Origin of the sequence: Rhizobium hidalgonense (assembly GCF_002914525.1) — a bacterium.
Taxonomy (GTDB): domain Bacteria; phylum Pseudomonadota; class Alphaproteobacteria; order Rhizobiales; family Rhizobiaceae; genus Rhizobium; species Rhizobium hidalgonense.
Genome location: NZ_LODW01000033.1, coordinates 18,374 through 37,990, shown reverse-complemented (window position 1 = coordinate 37,990; position 19,617 = coordinate 18,374). Strand labels below are relative to the sequence as shown.

General features: G+C 60.7%; 14 protein-coding genes and 1 pseudogene. 9 read left to right on the top strand and 6 right to left on the bottom strand.

Translation table 11 applies throughout. The features are described 5' to 3' along the window. Nucleotides 1–86: 86 nt before the first annotated feature. Nucleotides 87–2,279 (top strand): DNA cytosine methyltransferase, encoded by a 2,193-nt coding sequence (locus ATY29_RS02730; protein WP_097535008.1) that lies wholly within the window; start codon nucleotides 87–89, stop codon nucleotides 2,277–2,279. On the opposite strand, the gene ATY29_RS02725 is transcribed toward ATY29_RS02730, so the two are convergent. Further along, on the bottom strand, nucleotides 2,252–2,956 hold the full coding sequence (locus tag ATY29_RS02725; protein WP_097535006.1) for a hypothetical protein: 705 nt from the start codon (nucleotides 2,954–2,956) through the stop codon (nucleotides 2,252–2,254). The two genes, ATY29_RS02730 and ATY29_RS02725, sit on opposite strands and share 28 nt — an antisense overlap. Before the next feature lie 645 nt (nucleotides 2,957–3,601). On the opposite strand from ATY29_RS02725, the gene ATY29_RS02720 reads away from it, so the two are divergent. The 6 genes from ATY29_RS02720 to ATY29_RS02690 all read left to right on the top strand — a co-directional run bounded on the left by ATY29_RS02720 (nucleotide 3,602) and on the right by ATY29_RS02690 (nucleotide 12,273). After that, complete coding sequence (locus ATY29_RS02720; protein ID WP_097535004.1) at nucleotides 3,602–3,952, top strand: hypothetical protein; 351 nt, start codon at nucleotides 3,602–3,604, stop codon at nucleotides 3,950–3,952. A gap of 907 nt (nucleotides 3,953–4,859) precedes the next feature. Then, the gene (locus tag ATY29_RS02710; RefSeq protein WP_097535000.1) at nucleotides 4,860–5,708 is read left to right on the top strand and encodes a hypothetical protein; all 849 of its coding nucleotides are present in this window, start codon (nucleotides 4,860–4,862) and stop codon (nucleotides 5,706–5,708) included. Between the two features lie 11 nt (nucleotides 5,709–5,719). Continuing rightward, a complete protein-coding gene (locus ATY29_RS02705; RefSeq protein WP_097534998.1) occupies nucleotides 5,720–8,038 on the top strand; it encodes a TnsB C-terminal domain-containing protein in 2,319 nt (772 codons plus the stop codon). Nucleotides 8,039–8,049: 11 nt separating this feature from the next. Further along, nucleotides 8,050–9,192 carry an ATP-binding protein gene (locus ATY29_RS02700; protein ID WP_097534995.1) on the top strand — a complete coding sequence of 381 codons (1,143 nt, stop codon included), beginning with the start codon at nucleotides 8,050–8,052 and terminating at the stop codon, nucleotides 9,190–9,192. After that, nucleotides 9,189–11,027, top strand: coding sequence for a TniQ family protein (locus ATY29_RS02695; RefSeq protein ID WP_165779384.1), 1,839 nt, complete (start codon nucleotides 9,189–9,191; stop codon nucleotides 11,025–11,027). Before ATY29_RS02700 ends, ATY29_RS02695 begins: the two co-directional genes overlap by 4 nt. A 340-nt stretch (nucleotides 11,028–11,367) precedes the next feature. Beyond that, complete coding sequence (locus tag ATY29_RS02690; protein ID WP_097534991.1) at nucleotides 11,368–12,273, top strand: COG3904 family protein; 906 nt, start codon at nucleotides 11,368–11,370, stop codon at nucleotides 12,271–12,273. A gap of 94 nt (nucleotides 12,274–12,367) precedes the next feature. Here the strand turns inward: ATY29_RS02690 and ATY29_RS02685 are convergent, their stop codons facing one another. Continuing rightward, entirely contained in the window at nucleotides 12,368–13,693 is a 1,326-nt protein-coding gene (locus ATY29_RS02685; protein WP_097534987.1) for a COG3904 family protein, read from the bottom strand. Between the two features lie 412 nt (nucleotides 13,694–14,105). Here ATY29_RS02685 and ATY29_RS02680 point away from each other — a divergent pair. Beyond that, nucleotides 14,106–14,575: pseudogene (locus ATY29_RS02680) on the top strand (MEKHLA domain-containing protein). A gap of 143 nt (nucleotides 14,576–14,718) precedes the next feature. Here ATY29_RS02680 and maiA read toward each other — a convergent pair. The 4 genes from maiA to hppD form a co-directional block, all read right to left on the bottom strand. After that, nucleotides 14,719–15,351, bottom strand: a complete 633-nt coding sequence (gene maiA / locus ATY29_RS02675; protein WP_097534985.1) for a maleylacetoacetate isomerase — start codon at nucleotides 15,349–15,351, stop codon at nucleotides 14,719–14,721. Further along, nucleotides 15,348–16,373: a fumarylacetoacetate hydrolase family protein gene (locus tag ATY29_RS02670; RefSeq protein ID WP_097534983.1), complete on the bottom strand. Its 1,026-nt coding sequence runs from the start codon at nucleotides 16,371–16,373 to the stop codon at nucleotides 15,348–15,350. The genes maiA and ATY29_RS02670 overlap by 4 nt, the downstream gene beginning before the upstream one ends. A gap of 67 nt (nucleotides 16,374–16,440) precedes the next feature. Next, nucleotides 16,441–17,802, bottom strand: a complete 1,362-nt coding sequence (gene hmgA / locus ATY29_RS02665) for a homogentisate 1,2-dioxygenase (protein WP_097534981.1) — start codon at nucleotides 17,800–17,802, stop codon at nucleotides 16,441–16,443. Nucleotides 17,803–17,843: 41 nt separating this feature from the next. Further along, a complete protein-coding gene (gene hppD / locus ATY29_RS02660) occupies nucleotides 17,844–18,953 on the bottom strand; it encodes a 4-hydroxyphenylpyruvate dioxygenase (RefSeq protein ID WP_003573705.1) in 1,110 nt (369 codons plus the stop codon). 130 nt (nucleotides 18,954–19,083) lie between these two features. On the opposite strand from hppD, the gene ATY29_RS02655 reads away from it, so the two are divergent. Continuing rightward, the gene (locus ATY29_RS02655) at nucleotides 19,084–19,584 is read left to right on the top strand and encodes an Lrp/AsnC family transcriptional regulator (protein ID WP_003573706.1); all 501 of its coding nucleotides are present in this window, start codon (nucleotides 19,084–19,086) and stop codon (nucleotides 19,582–19,584) included. Nucleotides 19,585–19,617: the final 33 nt, after the last annotated feature.

The window sequence follows — 19,617 nt, the reverse complement described above, 5'->3', positions numbered from 1 at the left end:
TCGGGCCGATTCAGTAAAATTGTAGCGAATCCCTTTCTGGTACGGAAATCAACGTCTGCTACGCGTGACCTACAGGGAGCGCGAAGATGGACCGTACGAAACTGCTGGACGAGAAACGGATATTGGAAGCCGCGGACGCGCTCGGCGACCTGGTCGAGACCATGGCCTCGGTCGTGGCGAAGTCGGCGCCGATCGTGGAGAAGCTGGACGCCCTGGGCGACCCGGAGTTCGTCAACTCTTTGCTTAGAACGCGAGCCAGCCTCGGCCACCATGAACTGGAGGCGTTCCGGGCCTTCGGTCGAATCCTTAAGGAAAGCCCCGAGCTTCTGGCACAGGGCGCGCTTCCGCCCGCCGCGGCCACGGCGCTGGCGGGCGCCCCCAACGAGGTCCGCCGGGCCGCGCAGGTCGTTCTCCAGAGCGGCCGTCAACTGGACCGCGACACGGTCGACCGCCTTGAATCCTTTGCGCGTTTCACTTCAAAAACCGAGTCCGAGCGGATGGAGGAAAGACGCTCGGCCTGCCTCGAATCCATGATAGCGAAGGCGTCGCCCACCGCGATCCGTGCGATCGAATCTTTGGTCGATGCCTTGCTCGAAGCGATCGAACAGTTCCGTTGGGACCACCTTCCGCGAGATCCGTCCGAGGCGTTCGAGCCTTTCGTCACCTGGAAGGAATTTGCCGCCGACCATGCCCACGTTGTCAGGCTCGCGCGGGCCGCGCTGCTCGAGTTCGAACGGTACCTGGGACCGGTCGAATCCTTCGATGAGGTCCAACCGGGATCGCACGAAGAGGCCGTGAAGCTAGCCGGGACTGCGCTCGAAAGGTTTGCGTCGGGCGCATTCGCGCATCGCGGCGGGTTCGCGTTCGAAGCCGACCCTCCCGCCATGCTGTCGACGGAACTGACCGACGCGCTTTTCTATCTCGCCACGAACGCACCCTCCGCTTCTGAGAACGGACCCCTTCCGACGCGGCCGTCGAGAGAGCTGCGCGCCCTGGAACTCTGTGCGGGCGCGGGTGGCCAGGCCATCGGACTGATGTCGGCCGGCTTCAGGCACGTCGCCCTGTATGAGAAGAGCTACAAGCGAGCACGGACGCTTAGGAAGAACTGGCCTGCATGGAAGGTGCGCCGGGCGGACGTCAGGAAGATCTCGGACGAGGAGCTCGCCAGATACCGAGACGTCGACCTTCTTGCCGGCGGGCCGCCATGTGAACCCTTTTCGCAGGCCGGCAAAGGACCCGGACGCCACCACGACAAGAACCTATTTCCGGAGATGATCAGGGCGGTCAGGATCGTCCGCCCACGCGCGTTCATGTTCGAGAACGTGCCGGGCATCGCGAACGATGCCCACGCGGCGTATTTAGCAAGCATCTGTGCGGAACTGGCGGAGCTGGACTACAAGGTCGACGTAGCCACCCTGAACGCGGTCGATTTCGGTCTTCCGCAGGAACGCAAGCGATTGGTGATCGTCGGAATTCGCAACGACGTCGAGGGGACGTTCGTTCCACCGGTGATGGCGCAGCCGATCCGCAGAGGCGTGGCAGAAACCCTGGGACCGCTGGTCATTCGCCATGAGACCCCGGCGCATCTCAAACATCTAGTCCCGCCGGACAGCGCCCAGGCGCGTTACGATCAATGGGCCGATTCCTGGCGCATCGCGCATGCCACGAGCTCGCTGCCGACGATCACGAAGACGTCGTCCGAGACCCGCTCCTCCCACCTCGACCGATGGCGTGTGGAAGGATTCGACCTGTCCTCGTTCGCCGACGAACCTCCTTCTGTAGCCGATGCCAGCCATTCGGACTTCAAGCCCCGGTTCACGCTCGAGATGCTGGCCTGCGCTCAAGGATTCCCCTCGAAATGGGGCTTCCACGCGGAGGGCGGGGGCAACTTCGACATGGTCGGCGACGCCTTCCCGCCGGTCATGGCGAAGGCGGTCGGCCTGGCGATATACACCGCCCTCACCGGCGTGCGCTTCGATCTCGACGCCGCGCTTGCCGAACCTCTTCTCGACGAAGGCATGATCGGCGTCAGGTCGTTGCGAGGCAGAACTCCGCGCTCGTGGCAGGAGACGGTCGGCGCCGATAAAGCCCACCGCATTCTTGCGGGAGAGGCGATAGAGGACGTCGAGCCGAACCCGAAGCGGCGCCCCCTGCTCCGTCAGGTCGTTGCGATCCTCGACGCGGAGGAGCAAAGACTCGTCGTGCCTACCGTCCTGTCGGAGGTCGGCCTGGCAGGTCCGATTTCCGAAGGTCATTTCCGGAGGAAGCGACTGTCATAGTTGCAGTCACGCAAGGCGAGAGCCATCCGGAGTATGTCATCTTCGAAATGCGTGTTGAATTCGACGACCTTTTCGCCGTCGACATGGGCTTCGCCTTTCCCGCTGTCACCAGAAAATCGAAGTCGGACTTCCCGACCCTGGGAATCCTCGAAGACGATACTTTCGACGAATCCTTTCTCCGTGAGCTGGCGATCGATGCCCAGTCCCTCGATGCGGGAATACTCGGGCAGCCCGTCAAGCTTGTTGAAAGCGTCTACGAGATGTTCGCTCTGAATCTCCGTTGGGTTCCTTTCCATGGTGATGAACGGCTGCTCTTGGAAGTTCTGCTCGATGAACGCCCACATCGTCTCCGGGTCGTCAGGAAGGTCGAGAAAAACCGCTCCCCAGAACCGGTGGTGAAACCATCCCGTGTCACCAACGGGTCGCGGGGCGTGCTGTTCGATGCGCAGGTATGCCCTGTCCCAGGCCGCTTCCTTCAGATTCGTCTCCTCCCGATCCTCGAACACGAGGGAAACGGAGCTGTGAGAGAGAAAAGGATCGGCCTTCTTGTCCCGGACGACAAAGTAGACCTCGATCCCGGCGTCGTTCTTCTGCGTGCAGGCCCGAAGGTTCAGTTCCTTCAGGAGCGGTGCCATGCGGTCGCGGAACTCAATCATCCGATTTCTGATGTACCTCATGCGCCTTCCTCCGGTGTCTCCGAAGGAAGGATTGCGGTCGGTCATGCATGCGACAAGCAACCGCCGCTCACGCGCTCCCATACGCGCGTGGGCGCCATTGGACGGCGCCGAGGGCAGCGGCGTCAATACCGTCGGTATTTAATAAAATCGTGGACAATTTTCGGTTCAGCGGATACCGAATCACTTCATCGGTCAGGTTCTTCTCGGTGGAGAGACGACATGCACATGCGCACCCGAATAGCCATACGGACGTTGCCGCTGTAAGCAGAGACCGTGGAGCTTTCCGCCGCCGTCCGGTCTCCTTTCACTCGTCGAAACCGGAGACCATCATGCGCGCAGATACCTTTCCAGCATCACGCTTATTTCGCTGCCAAGACAAAAAAACGAGTCGCCGGCCCCTCGCGATCGATTCCCCGCTGACCGCCGAATCGTTTTCGGTTATATGATCAAAAAACCGGAGACGAGACGCATGATAGACCAGCATGCGGCGCCCGCGATCCAGCGGCGCTGATCTAACTCACTGAAAAACCGAACGCTTCCGAGCCTGCGGCATCCGTCGCGGGATCGGAGACGCTCGTCCAGAACGGAAAATTTCAACGTGGCGACCTTCGCCGCGAACGCACGAACGCGCCCAGGAGACGCCAGATGGAAGACATCATCACGAGACTGAGCAGGACGCAGCCGCACTGCGCCCAATGGATGCGAAACCTGACAAACGACCCCCTCGGACTGGCCTTCCAGTTCGCCGTCGTCGACAAATGGCGACGGGCGCACGCCAGCGACGTCGACGCCTTGTACGTGCGGCTCTTCGAGGAGATCGCCGTGTGGGTGGCCCGCACCGGACGCCACCTGCCGATCCCGAGCAGGGAAGAATTCGCGGAGACCGTGAAGCTGTATCTTCCGATGGTCCTGGGCGTCTCCTGGCAGCGGCTCCGCAATCTTCCGTCGCCGCCCAGTCTCGAAGATATGCGCGCCCGGATCAAGCGCTCGCGGTAGCGCCGCCGCCGCCCCCTAAAGTGCCGCGGGGGCGGTCGACAGACATCGGTCGGAAATGAACGGCGAAGGCGGACCCGCGCGCTCCGTCGCCCCCGGCCCCGAGATCAACCACCGAGAAGGAGACCTCGATGAAGAGGAGAAAGACCATAAGCTTCAGATTGCCCGGCGACGATCCGGCGGAGATCGCGAGGTTCGAACGAGAAACGAGCGCCCTGCGGATCCCTCTCGATCCGGATCCGGAAACCGCCCGTGAAATGCGGCTCCTGTATCTGGTTACGCGCCTCGGGCACCCATCGGCAGATCCGACATCGTGGTCGTCACGCCCGAATCCTGGAGGCTGTCGGTGAGACTTCGACCGGCGACCATGCGCTCGATCCACTAGTCACCGCCTCGTCGCCAGCCGGCGGGGCGCTTCCAGTCCTCCCACATCAACAGGCCGCCGAGCCGCGTCGTGAACGCGGACGGCGAAGCCATGCCCGAATACAGGAGAAAGCCATGCAACCAGTAGTCCGAAAGCTTGCAAGCGTAGGCGCCGACGTCGCGTTTCTTGCCCGTGCTTTGTCATCGGTGCGATCCGAGAGCGACGACGAACAGACATGCACCAGGTCGCCCCACTGGCCCGACGATCACGTGCCCGACGTAGTGGAGTTCGTCGACGCCTCCCTCAAGTCTCCCGTGGACGAGGGAGGAGCAAATGCTTGAGCGTCGCCTGATCGCGCACATGATCCGCAAGGAGCGTGGCACCCGTCCGGCGGATGGAGGACACCATCAGGTATGCGGTCGCCGGCTACCATTTCGAGACCTCCATCCCCCGAACCGACGTCTCGGCGCCTGACATCCGTCTTTCCAGCCCCCTACCGCGGCCTCACGGCCTAAGCGGAGGCATTCCCGCGTCCAAGGAGAACAAATGACACGCATCAGACAGATCATCCGTTACATGAAAGAGGTGGAGTCGGGCTTCGACCGCACACTCCTGCCTCTGCCTAGTGAGACCTTCTTCCTCAAATCAGACGGCCCCATCTCCGGAAAATACCTGCCGCTGGAGGCGGATGCCGACGACGAGGAGGACTACTCAGGCCTCGCGGACCTTCCGTGGGTCTGGCAGCCCACCTTGGAGCCGACCCCGAGCAGGTGGTATCCGGCGCGGACAAAAGGCCATTCACGAGGCAGCATCGTGAACCCGAAGACGAGGAAGGGACTCACGCACTCGAGCACGTACGAGATGAACCTTGCCTATATGCTCTGCGCCTCGCGGCACATCTCGCTCGTCGAAGATCAGCCATCGGCCGTTCCCATCATTCAGGAAGACGGCACGCAGAAGCATACGATCGACTACCGTGCGACGATGGCTGAAACCGGCACCAGCATCGTCGTTGCCGTCCGCCCCACCTGGCTGTTGGACAAGGACGGTCTCCCCTACACCATCGACAGCATCAACCGCCATTCGCTCGAGGGCTTTGCCGACGAAGCGACCATCATGACCGAGCGCGAGATTACCCACGACCGAGGATGGAACGCTTACTCCATCCTCCGCGCCTTGAAGCACTCCGCGGCGGACGACAACGACAGGCTCCGCGATTACGCGTCGAAATTCCACGGCACCGTTTCCTTGCGCTCTCTGATCTCCGTGTTCGAGAACCCGGCCTGCGCCTGGAATGCGGTGTGGTGCCTGGTCCACGACGAGATTCTGCTGCCGATACGCCCGGATCTGAAGCTGGTCGACGCTCCGTTTGTCAAATTCAACCACAATCATTGAAGGTTCACTATATGCAGGATCATCTCCGCGCGGCACTCGCCCTCCAGCACGCCCCCGCTTCGCTTCCGTTCGTCCGGCTTCCCGAGGATGCCAAGGTCACCGATCTCGGCATCGTCTACACCGTCTTGTACTGCGACCGGCAAGGCGCGGTTCTCAAGCGGATGGACGAGACCAACGCGACCGTCAGCTTCACACAGGCCGAGCTCAACCAGAGCCTGAACCGCAGACCCCATCCGATGACAGTGGAGTTCGGCTTCTATTCGCAGCGTAAGGCGAAGGCCAGGCTTGGCGGGTCCGCCAGCCTCAGCGCACTGAGCCCTGCCGATCAGCAGGACGTGATCCAGAAGGAGTTCTTCGTCCGTAAGTATCTCGAATTGCGGGCTGACTACAAAGAGAAGCTTAGGCGCGCCCGTATCGACGGCCTGCCTCCGCCGCCACCCGTCAGCACATCCCCAGACGTCCTGCAGCGCGTCGTCCCGATGATCGCGCAGGCCTGGCGCGATCTCCAGCTCAGAGCACAGGGAAATTCGGCCGCCACCTACAAGACCAAAGCAAAGGTAGCTCTCTTCGAACCGAAGCCGTCAACCCTGAAGGGGTGGATCGCGAGGATGAAGGAGAACGACTTCGATCCGCTCTGCTTGAAGAACAACTACAGGCACGATCGGCCAGAGTACTTCACGCCAGAGGAGTTTTCCTACCTGAACGACGCCGTGCGCGCAGCCTGCTCCAGAACCGATCCCAACCTGGCCGCCATCCATCAGGACATGATGAGGAAGATGGAGGCGGCCAATAAAACGCGCGGGCTTGCAGACCAGCTCCGGATCCCAGTCGAAGAAACGCTTCGGAACCGATACAACGCGCTGCCCGAAATGTGGCGCGATCTCGGCCGCGACGGCAAGGAGGCCGCGCGACGCGAATGGCAACCGGAACATGGCGGCATCGACGTGATCCGCGCCCTCGAACGTGTCGAATTTGACGACCATGAGACCGATCTCCAGACGATCCTGGTAAAAATCGGGATCTGGAAGACACTTTCCCGAGCCGAAAGGCGGGGGATCAAGCGTATCCGGCTCTGGATCTCAGCAATGATCTGCGTCGCGTCAAGAAGCATCATCGCGTTGCACATCAGCGCGGAGCCGCCGTCGAAGAAGTCGGCGATGACCGCGCTCGAGATGGCGACACGCGACAAAAGCGACATGGCCCATCGTCTCGGATGCCTTTCACCATGGATCCAGGGCGGCACGATGGAAATCCTCGCCGTCGACAGCGCCGTCTACTTCGCGCACCGCCCGTTCCGTGTCGCCGTCAACGACGCTGGCGTGGATCTTTTCCTGCCCCCGGCCGGCGAGGCTTCGATGCGTGGCTTCATCGAACGGTGGTTCCTGACCTTCGCGACCCAGATGTTCAATTACTTCGACGGCAAGACTTGGGGATCCTCGGCCGAGAAGGGCGACTACGATTCCGAAGGTTACGCTGCGACCGTTGCCGACCAGGCGGCAGAATGCATGATCCGGTGGGTCGTTGATGGATACCACAACGCTCCGCATTCAGAGCTGAACGGCGCGACGCCCAATAGTCGGTGGCTGGAGCTCGCGAGGGACTACGGCGTCCAGCCCGGCCCCACGGGCTCCCTGAGAACGCACCTTTTCGGAACCTACGTCGAAAGGGTCATCAGCAAGAAGGGCTACCGCACCGCCGGTCTCTATTTTCAGAGCAAGCAGCTCCAGCAGCTTCGTCGGAAGACGAAGAAGGCCAAGGTCATCGGGCGCGTCAACAACCACAATCTGGGAGGCATCTCGGTTTTGACCGAGAACGGATGGATCGAAGTTCCGTGCGTGTTCAAAGAGCTGGAAGGCGTCAGCATCTGGCAGTGGCTGGCGGCGACCGAACGGCTGAAGCTGTTCAATTCGGAGAACGCCAAGGCCTCGCGCCAGATCCTCCTCGACACCTTCGCGTGGCTGAAGGAGCAGGCCGACATGGCGCGGCTGGAGGCCGGGCTCGTCAACCCAGTGCTGACCGACGACGACTATCAGCGCTTCGAGAAGAAAATGGACCGCGTCTTCGATCTCGTCGACAGCCCCGTGAAAGGCGAGCGCCGGCCGGAAGGCGAGTGGCACCCGTCCGACGAACTTTTCGCGGCGCTACGCATCGAGCCGATCGTCTACGCGAAGAAGAAGCAGAGTGTGAAGGCCGTCCGCGAGGAGGAGGACTCCTGGGGCCGTCCAGCGCTCGGCACTCCGCCGAAGTCCTCAAGCCATGAGGAGCCGGACCAAGAAAGGGAGGCCTCGGTCGTCCAGCGCATCAGCAACGACATTTTCGACAAGGATTAAGGAGTGACACCATGACCCAGTTCCAAAAAGACTACGACGCCAAGCGCAGCCAGGCCGCCATCGATCGTGTCCGTGGCCTGATCGGCGATAACCGTCTCGCGCTCGCCGATCGTATCGCAGAACTCTATGACAAATATATCCCGCTCGACCGCGACGTGTTGCTGAGGGAAGCGCTGATGGCATCTGTCGCGAGCTTGACGACGCCGATTACAGGAAAGCCCGATAAACGGCGCATCGTTGCGGTATGCGGTCGCTCGGGAGCCGGCAAGACGACCGCAGTCGCGAAACACGTCGAGAATATCAAGGCAATGCAGTCGTACATCGACGACGACGGCGTGGAGGTCCACCCAGTGATCTTCATCGACAATCCCTCCCCGAGCACTCCTCGTCTGGCGGCCATCGCAGGTTTGGAGGCACTCGGCCATGAGCCCCGCGACGAGATTCGCGAAAACGAAGCCTGGCGGCTGTTTCGCCGACTGCTAAAGGTTCACAAAGTCAGGTGGGTCGTCATCGACGAGGCCCAGCATGCGATCGAGGAGGCGACGATCCGTGAGGCGAAGGTAATCGGGAACGCATTTAAAACGTTGACGCAGATGCGGGATTGGCCCGTGCGACTGATCCTCATTGGTGTTCCGCCCCTCGCGAGTTTTCTTGCGCGCAAGCAGCTCTACAATCGTCGAACCGTCGTGCCATTCGACTCCATCGACGCCGATGGTAGCACGGAGGTCATCCGTAGCGTGCTCGAGACGATCGTCCGCGAGCACGCGCGAATGGAAATCCGCATCGACTTGGAAGAACCCGGCGCCTCGCGTGCGGAGGACGATGATGATCCCGACCCGAAGAAAAAGTACGAATTTCTAAAACGGCTGATGCATGCATGCGACGCTGAATTTGGTTCGGTCGTCCAGATGATCCGGGCAGCGGTCGAGGTCGCGATTCTCGCCGAGAGGGAGCATGTGACTGTCGAAGACTTCATGAAGACCTATGCCTCCTTTTCTGGATGCAGGCCGAGCAAGAACGTGTTCAAGGCGGACAACTGGGAGGAACTCGAGCCCTCGACCGCGCTGCTGCGCGACGACGACAGGGCTTGGGAGGAAGCCCGTCTGAAATCCAAGGGCAAGAGCGCAACGAAGTACGGAGTGCGCCCGCAATGAACAGGCTTGCAGAACTCCTACCGTTCAACGCTGGCGAGACGATCGCCAGCTATTGCTCCCGCCTCGCCGCTGCATGCGGCTATCGCCACGCACGGTCGTTCGGCGCTGATCTTGGATTTCGCTTCCATGGTCTGGTGGTCGGGGATGAAGCCGACGTTCAAACGTTCGCTGGGATGCTCGGAACATCCGTCGCATCACTGTCCCCCGGTACGGTCGTGACCCGAAATCGCATGACCACCGTTTTAGGGCAGCAGCTCAGCAAGACTCTCGTAGAGCGCCAGAGACTTAGGTTCTGCCCGTTCTGCGTCCAGGAAGACGAGAAGCATTTGGAGGGACGACGTGGCTTCAGAGCTTACGGCCGCGTTCTGTGGCTGGTAACGCCCATCCGTATGTGCAAGCGCCATGGCGTCGGCCTAGTGACGTCCGGCCACAACCCTGCCTCAGCGTTCGTCCACGACTTCGCAGCCAATTTGTCGGTCGAGAAGAAAAATGTCCAAGAACTTCGATCCGACGCAGCACCGTGGGAATCCGACAACCTTCAAAACTATGCGGAGGCACGGTTCGCAGGCTTGAACACGGGCGCGGCCTGGCTTGATACCCTGCCTTTCTACGTCGCTGTCCGTTTGTGCGAAATGGTCGGCGCCGCCGAGAGGCACGGTGTTCGGTTTCGGATGGCGACAATCGACCGAAGGGAATGGTCGGCATGCGCAGGAACAGGATACGATCTGCTACGCGGCGGCGAAACCGGTTTGCGCGAACTCCTTGCGACCCAACTTCAGAGGTTTCATCATGGAAAAGGCCCTCCCGGCGGTCGCGCGCTCTTCGGCCGCATTTACGAGTGGCTGGCCCACGAAACCGATGACGAGGGCTATGAACCGATCCGGAAGATCATGCGGGACGTCGCGATCAGCAACCTTCCGCTCGGCCCCGGCGATGAATTCCTCGGCCCCGTCACCGAGCGGAGACTTCATTCGGTGTGGTCGGCCTCGGCGGAGTTTGGGATGCATGTGAAGCGCTTGCAAAAACTGGTGGTGAACGGCGATCTCGTCCCGGTCGAAGACCAAGCTAGGACACCCGACAGGATACTCCTCCCAGCCGACATCATGCAAAGACTTGCCGTAGAGGCACGTGAGAGCCTGGATATCCACGAGGCGCAGAATCATCTGGGCATCAACGAACGTCAACTCGCTGCACTCGTCAAACGCGGCATCCTGACGCCTCACGGAGGAAATTGCTTCGATGCCCAGGTTCCCGTCTACCGGCGGTTCATTCGGAGCGACTTGGACGCGTTCCTGGGTAGCCTCCAAGCGGTCGTCACCTGCGATGACGATACAAGGCTGAGTCACATCGGGGCGGTCTCCCGAAAATTCAACCGCGCCTTCGAGGAGATCGTCGAGCTGGTGCTAACAGGAGAGTTGAAGACTGTCGCATGGGCCGTCGATAACATCGGCACCGCCGCCGTTCGGATCGACTCCGAGGAGATAAAGGAAAGGCTGCTCCGCGAAGGACATAATTGCTTCACGTTCCGCGACCTCGAGAAAATGATCCCGGTATCATACAGGGTCATCCAGGCGTTGGTTGGAGACGGCCACCTCGCTACGGTCAGCCGACGCAGCCCCGTAAAGCGGACCTGGCACACCGTCGTGAAACCGGATGTCTTCTCCGCCTTCAGAAGAGAGTTTGTTCCCCTCTCGAATCTTTCAGTAATCCGGGGATGGAGCAGCAGAAAGCTGAGGCTCCATCTCGATCAGGCAGGATTCGAGCCGGCATTCACTTCGGGAAACATGCCGTTTTATCGGCGGCCAGAAGTCCTCCACCTCTTTCCATCAGAGTAACTGACGTCCCTTGGAGCCGGATTCCGATCCGGCTTTTACTTTGCCTCCGATCATTGGCCAGTTTTGACTTCAAGAATGGCCAGTTGTCGGTGGTTTTTCCGGAAGGTGGGTGGTGAATATCAATGAGTTGCGAGTGAGTTGGCCAACACTTCGGTGGTTTTCTCATCTGAAACATCGTGGAGGTCCGGGCAACCGGGCCTCTCATGCTTTTATGGGCGGAACGTACCTTCGATCCGCCACTCCGCGCATTGACCGAGGCCTGCCTCGGTGGGCCGCCCCATCGGACTTGCAAAACATTCCTGGCGATGTTCAATGAGGATCGTAAAGGCGGGGCGAATCGATGCGTTACATCGCGGCTGAGTTGTTGTTTCTATGCGCATTTCCTCTGTCTGCAGCAGAGATCACGCGACAGCCGTTGGAGAATGATACGGACCTGATCTCCGTCACGGGCATCTTGAACGACGGTGACGAAATCGCCTTCAGAAACCTGGCCGCAGCCTCCAGCAAGGCCCTTGTTTTTCTGAACAGCGAGGGCGGGGATCTCAAAGCCGGGATCGAGATCGGGCGTGCCATCCGCCTTCGAGGCTTTGCGACGGCCACTCCGCCGGGGACCTTGTGCGCGTCGGCTTGCGCCCTCACCTGGCTTGCCGGGTCGCAGAGGTTTCTTCAGCCCGAATCCAATATCGGCTTCCATGCCGCCTATCGAGTGGTAGACGGCAAGGCCAGCGAAAGCGGCGTCGCCAACGCACTGGTCGGAGCTTACCTCAACCAGCTGGGATTGTCTGACACTGCCATCGCCTACGTGACGTCGGCACCGCCTGAAGGCATCGCGTGGCTGACGGCCGCCAAGGCGCAGGCCGTCGGCATCACCTACGACGCGATTGACGAGGACGGACCTCCGGCATCCGAGGCGGGCAAGACGTTTCCGCACGATCCGATGGGCGCGGTGACGGCCTTTTACTCCGCGCTCGCCGCAGCCGATGGTGAAACCGCCTCGGCCCTGGTCATTCCGGAAAAGCGCGGGAAGGGCCCTTTCAACGAGGCGTCGATCCACGCCTTCTACGGCGCGATGTCGCAGCCGTTCAAGCTCACCGGCACGGCCCTGCGCGGCGATGACAACGTCCGGGTTTCCTACGAATACGTCACCAATGACGGCCGTCGCTGCAAGGGCCGAGCCGATGTCCAGACCACCTATGTGTTTGGCAAGACCCTGGTCTCGAGGATCAAGGTGCTTGATGGCTGCTAGCCAGATGCCTTCGCTTTGAAGCAGTCACAGCCCCCCGCTCTTTCCCTCGGGCAGACTGCGGCACCTGCGGTCGCTGCCTCCGGACCGGCGCTGCTTACTCGTCATATCTGCGGGAGTTGGCATCGCATTTGTGCCATTTCATCTCCATGCCGGCTTCGTCCTTATGGCCATAACACCAGTCGACGCGATCGAGTAGCGGACCGAGCTCGTCGCGCCTTTTGCACGCCCGTAGCGTCGCGGCGCCCTCGCGATCGGTGCTACCGCGGCAGATGTCGTCCAGCCCTATCCACTGATCAATCAATCGATCTGGCGCCTTGGCACCCTTGTCCGTGGCGATCACCTTTCCGGTCTCGGATTCGATCTGAAGGGAGGCCGTGTTCCACACGTAAGAGAATTCCGCCATCCCGGCGGACGTCTTACCCGTGTCCTTGTTTCGGGCAAACCACTCGACAATTCCCGACATTTCGCATTTTCCGGCACAGCTCGCAGTCACCGAGCCTGGCTTGACGCTGTAGATGCGCTCCGGCCAGCGTTGGGCGAAGGCTGCCTTTTCCTTCAGGACGGCGTCGTTGGCGACCGAGTTTCCGAAGAAGGAGACCTCGTCGGCATAGACGCCCTTCATGAAGGCCAATGCCGAGGCACTGTCTTTCGACCATTCGTCATTGTATCGGTTGACGAAATCAATCGCCTCCGTGGTCAGGTCGCCGGGTTCGGATGTGCCGGCCTCCTCGGAATCACCGGGGTCTGACGCCATGTCGGCGGGTGCTGCGCTCTCCTGCGGTGTTGCGCCTGGCGGTGGCGACGCGCTTTCCTGTGCCGAGGGCATATCCTCGGGCGTGTTGATGTTCCAGTCTCGCATTTCCGCAGCGGTGAGGTACCTGATGTCGGTGCTGTCGATCGACAGGCTGAGCTGCAGCAGATTGGGGCTTACCCCCATGTCGGTAAGATAGCCGATGATCTCGCCGGTCAGCAATTGAACGGTCGAGACTGCCAATGTGTTGTCCATGGGGACATCGAGGGAAACGCGGTGCACGCCGATGGAGCCCGGCTCGGCAAACCTTTCGACGCCACCGACGAAGGCGAAGGCGCAAGCCGATGCACATTCCATGGCTCTGATCTGGAGCGTTCTTGCATTCAGTGCGCGGATGGCGCGGCCGAAGCCGATCGCGGTCACCACGTTCCCGCCGGGCGAGTCAAAGCTGATGTAATCCGCTTGGGACTGCTTGTATTCGTCGACAAGCTGAGCTGGGTCGTCCGAGAATTCAAACACGCCCTTTATCACCAGACCACGCTCTCCCGGAGCGCCATCCAGGCGCTGGTAGGAAATGGCCGCATGCGCCTCCCCGGCCAGGGCGATCAACGCTAATAGCATCGATATCAATGAGACGAATTTCCGCATCCTACTCCGGCCCTTGAGCACCCGTATTTCTCCTGTCGTCACGCGCAGCATATCTTGCTCACTTGTTGCCAGGCTGATCACCGAATTCTTGGCGTCAGCCCGCTTCAATGCGACCCAGGCTCGTGGCGATCGCGATTGCAAGATCAACAGCTTTGACGAGAATATTTCACCCCTGCCCCACCAGCATCCGATCAATGCACAAGGGGCGATCTTCTGGCAAGCGGCACAATCAGAAGTGATGAGACAGGGTAAACGCCGGTTCCTCTCGGCAATCGCGAGGTTCCTGTCCGCACCGTGGGAATGCGCCGGCTAAACGTCGGCACATATGCATGAAACCAGTCTTATCAGTGCCCAAGCTGCGGGCGCTGTAGACCGATGCAATGATTGTCGATTATGTCGCCTGCATCGAAGCATTTGACCCGTGAGGCAGTTCGTGACTTTTGCCTATGACAATCACGCCCTCGATCTGAGGAGCGATGCCGATTTCTTCCTCCTCCTCACCGGAAGTTACCTGCGTATCACCGGCCGTCATCTTGTCCAGGACGGACAAGGGCCGGACTGGCTCTATAACGATGCGGCTTCCGTGGTCTTGCCCACAATGCCGAGCCGGATCCGCGCTTCGTCTACGCCAACTGCACGGCGCAGAAGTGCTTCGAATACAGCTGGGATGAATTCATCACGCTGCCGTCGCGGCTTTCGGCCGAACAGCCCGATCGCGCCGAGCGCCAGCGGCTGCTCGATGCCGTCACGCGTGATGGTTTTGTCGACAATGGCCGCGGTGTCAGGGTCGCGAAATCGGGCCGCCGTTTCTGGGTCGACAACTTCACTGTCTGGCAGCTCATCGATGAAGCGGGCGAGCGGTTGGGCCAGGCTGCGATATTCTCTTCGTGGCGGGACGCGTAGTTTCGCCGTCCAGGGCGGGGAGCGGCAAACGTAGCTTAGCGGTTCTTGCTGTATACTCCCTACTCCCTCATTCCTGTGCCTGTCACAGGAATGAGGGAGACCGGAGAGGCCGACTCTGCCTGATGAGTTTTATCGCAATGACGTTACGGTTTCACGCGGTCGGGATGCGCCGCCTGGAAGGCGGGCAGTTCGGCGCACCTGGCGTCGATGTCGGTGATGCGGCTGAAACACGTGATATCAACGCCCCAGCGGCGGGCGTTGTAGAGCTGGGGAACAAGGCAGAGGTCGGCCATCGCAGGCCTGTCGCCAAAGCTGAACTTTCCATCGGCCTCGCCGATCATGGCCTCCACTCGGCGAAGCCCGTCGGCGATGAAGTGCTTCATCCATTCCTCACGGGCATCGGCCTTTTCCGTCAGCGTCAGCAGATGCGAGACGACATGCAGGTTGCAGATTGGATGGATGTCCATGGCGATCGCATAGGCCAGAGCGCGGACTTTCTGGCGATCGGCGCTATCGGAAGGCAGCAATCCGCATTCCGGCCGAAGCTCGGCCAGATATTCGATGATGGCAAGCGACTGCGTCAGTGTTTTCCCATCGATCACCAGCGTCGGCACGAGCCCTTGCGGGTTGAGCGCGAGGTAGTCCGGCATCCGGTGCGCGCCGTCCAACAGGTTGATCGGCACGGTCCGATAGTCGAGACCCAGGAGGTTGAGCGCGATACGGACGCGGTAGCTCGCCGACGATCGCCAGTAGTCGTAGAGAACCACCTCGTTCATCCCTCGTCGGCTCCCTCGTATTTTCCAACCGTTTGCTCGATCGCCCCGAAAATCGAATGGCCGGCCTGATCCTTCATCTCGATGCGGACCTGGTCACCGAATCTCATGAAGGGGGTCTTCGGCGCTCCGCTCTCGATCGCCTCGATCATCCTCAATTCGGCAATGCAGGAGTAGCCGTCTCCCCCCTCTTCCACCGGCTTGCCGGGGCCGCCGTCGAGCTTGTTGGAAACCGTGCCGGAGCCGATGATCGTTCCGGCCGTCAGATGCCGGGTTTTGGCGGCATGGGCGATCAGCCGGCCGAAATCGAATGTCATGTCGATGCCGGCATTCGCCTTGCCGAATGGTCTGCCGTTCAAGCTCACCAGCAGCGGCAGATGCAGTTTGCCGCCATCCCAGGCGCCTTCGAGTTCGTCCAGCGTCACCGCGACCGGCGAGAATGCCGAGGCCGGCTTGGACTGGAAGAAACCAAAGCCTTTCGCCAGCTCCTCCGGGATCAGGCCGCGCAGCGACACATCGTTGACGAGCATCAGCAGCCGGATGGCGCCGCGGGCAGCTTCCGGGCTCGCCCCCATCGCGACATCGCCGGTGATGACGGCGACCTCGCCCTCCATGTCGATCCCATAGGCTTCATCCGCCACGATGATCGGCTCTCGCGGCGCGAGGAAACCGTCCGAGCCGCCTTGATACATCAGCGGATCGGTCCAGAAGCTTGCCGGCATCTCGGCGCCGCGCGCCCTGCGCACCAGTTCGACATGGTTGACGTAGGCAGAACCGTCGGCCCATTGATAGGCGCGCGGCAAGGGCGATGCGGCGTCATGTTCGTGAAAGCGGATCGTCGGCTGCGCCCCGGTCTCGATGCCTTCGGCAACCAGTGCAAGCCTCGGCGCCACATGCTCCCAGTCGTCGAGCGCGGCTTGCAGGGTGCGGGCGATGTGACCGACTTCTGAGCAGCGGGTCAGATCGCGGGAAACGACGACGAGGCGGCCGTCCCGGGTGGAGTCCTTCAAGGTCGCAAGTTTCATGTCCGAATTCCCTTGCCGGAGGATGCCGTATCAGAGGGTGGCCTTTCAGAGGGTGTTGGGCCGGTGCTCATTTTATGCCGGGGGTTCCGTCGAATTTGCGCTCCAGGCCGTCCCAGCATTCCAGGTAATCCTCCTGCAGCGTTTCGAGCTCGGCTGCATATTTCGTCAGTTGCTGCGGGTAACGGGTCTCGAACATGAAGGCCATGGTATGATCGAGCTTCACCGGCTTGAGCTCGGCATTGGATGCCTTTTCGAAGGCGAGCGCATCCGGCCCATGCGGCAGCATCATGTTGTGCAGGCTCATGCCGCCAGGCACGAAGCCCTCCTCCTTGGCGTCATACTGGCCATGGATCAGGCCCATGAACTCGCTCATGATGTTGCGGTGATACCAGGGCGGACGGAACGTGTGGTCGGCGACCAGCCAGCGCGGCGGAAAGATCACGAAGTCGACATTCGCCGTGCCGGCATCTTCGGTCGGCGCCGTCAGCACCGAGAAGATCGACGGATCGGGATGATCGAAGCTGATGGCGCCCACAGGCGAAAACGTCCGCAAATCGTATTTGTAGGGTGCGTAGTTGCCGTGCCAGGCCACCACATCCAGCGGCGAGTGGCCGATATCGGTGACATAGAATTTGCCGCACCATTTCACATGGACGCGGCAAGGCGTTTCCTTATCCTCGAAAGCGGCGACAGGCGTCTTGAAGTCGCGCGGGTTTGCCAGGCAATTGGCGCCGATCGGCCCGCGGTCCGGCAGCGTGAATTTGGCGCCGTAGTTCTCGCAGATATAGCCACGCCAGACCGTCTGCTCGTCGCCCTTCATAATCTTGAACATCATGCCGCGGGGGATGAGGCAGATTTCCAGCGGTTCGACATCCATGATGCCCATTTCGGTGAACACTCTGATGGCGCCGAGCTGCGGTACGATCAGCAATTCGCCATCGGCATTGAAGAAATAATCGTCGATCATGTCCTCGTTGAAGACATAGGCATGGGCCGACATACCGACCTGGGTCGCGGCATCGCCCGCCGTGGTGATCGTCCGCACCCCTTGCAGAAAGGTGAGCCTCTCCTCAGGCGCGGGGATCGGGTCCCAGCGGAGCTGACCGAGAGGCAGCGAATGTTCGTCCAGGCAAGGCGCGGTTTTCCAGAGCGGATAGGAAGCGTTCGAGAAGCGGCGGGTGTGACGCACGCTCGGGCGAATGCGATACAGCCAGGATCGTTCATTCGTGCCGCGCGGCGCGGTGAAGGGCGAGCCGGAAAGCTGCTCGGCATAAAGGCCGTAATTGCATTTCTGCGGGCTGTTCTGGCCCTGCGGCAGGGCGCCGGGCAGCGACTCCGTCTCGAAGTCGTTGCCGAAGCCCGGCATGTATTTCAGTATGTTTGCCGCCGCGGCTTCCGCGTCGGCAGGCTGGATCGATGTCTGGTCCATGCTCAATTCCTCCCAAAGCTCACAAGCGCCGCGCCTGGAGTTTACTCCGCCGCAGTCCCGATGACACCACGCTTAATCTGATCGGCCTCGATCGATTCGAAGAGCGCCCGGAAGTTGCCTTCACCGAACCCTTCGTCGCCCTTGCGCTGGATGAATTCGAAGAAGATCGGGCCGATGACGGTCTTGGAGAATATCTGCAGCAGGATTTTCGTCATGCCGCCATTCACCACGCCTTCGCCGTCAATGAGGATGCCGTGTTTCTTCATGCGATCGACCGGTTCGCTATGGCCGTTCACACGTTCATAGGACATGTCGTAATAGGTCTCCGGCGGACCCGGCATGAAGCGCAGCCCATTGTCGGCAAGCCGGTCGGTGGCCCCGTAAATGTCCTCTGTGCCGACGGCGATGTGCTGGATGCCCTCGCCCCGGTACTTCTTCAGATATTCCTCGATCTGGCTTGTGTCGTCCTTCGATTCATTCAGTGGAATGCGGATCTTGCCGCAGGGCGAGGTGATGGCGCGGCTGACAAGGCCTGTGATCCGCCCGTCAATATCGAAGAAGTGGATCTGCTTGAAATTGAACAGGTTGCGGTAGAAATCCCACCACTTGTCCATGTTGCCGCGGAAGACGTTGTGGGTGAGATGGTCGAGATAATAAAAGCCGATCCCTTCAGGGCGCGGGTTGCGCTCGCCCAGCCAATCGAACTCGGCATCGTAAGCCGATCCCTTGGCGCCATAGGTCTCGACGAAATAGAGCAGCGAACCGCCAATGCCTGTAATGGCAGGGACGTCGAGCATCTTGTCGTCGCCTTCATAGGGAACAGCACCTTTCGACACCGCATGGTCGAAGGCGTGTTTGGCGTCGACGACACGCCAGGCCATCGATGCGGCGCAAGGGCCATGTTGCTCCACGAAGCGGGCTGCGTGGCTGCCGGGCTCGGCATTCACGACGTAGTTGATGTCGCCCTGGCGCCAGACGGTGATGTCTTTGGTCTTGTGCCTGGCGACGGCGACATAGCCCATGCGCGTGAAAAGTTCGCTGAGCTTTTCTGGTTCGGGATGAGCGAACTCGACGAATTCGAAGCCATCGGTACCGGCCGGATTGTCGGCGGTGATTTCGGATGGCGGTGCATCATGCGGGAAAGGACCCATTTTCTCCTCCTGAGAAGGTCGGACTTCGACTGTGCAAATTGTGGTCCAAAACGCGCGCAAAATCCTTGCATTCTCTGTGTCATAAGAAGATATTATGCACGATCTGTGAGTGTTATTGGAGTTTTACGCAATGGATGAGCCGCTCGATAAATTGGATTTGCGCCTGCTGCAGGAACTGCAAAAAGACGGCCGGTTGACCAATAACGATCTGGGGGAGCGGATTGCGCTTTCACCGTCGCAATGCTCACGCCGGCGCACGCGGCTGGAGGCCGAAGGATTTATTCGCAGCTACCGGGCCCACCTCGATCGGGAAAAGCTGGGGCTCGATATGCTCGTGGTCATCTCCGTGACGCTTGCTACCCACAACAGGGACAATGCCCGCAGATTTTCCCAGTTGATCAACGGCCTGCCGGAAGTTCTCGAAGCCTATGCACTCACAGGTGAAATGGACTATCACCTGACGGTGGCGACCCGCGGGCTCGCCGACCTCTCAAAATTCGTCAACGACGTTTTGTTGCCGCACGAGTCGGTCCAGCACGTAAAGACGTCGATCGTGCTCGATACGCTGAAGACATTCGAAGGCTTTCCGGTGCATATGCCGGGTAGCCGGCATGGAGACAGCACCCGATAAGTTTGACGGCATCCCCTTGCGTCTCGCCGTCAC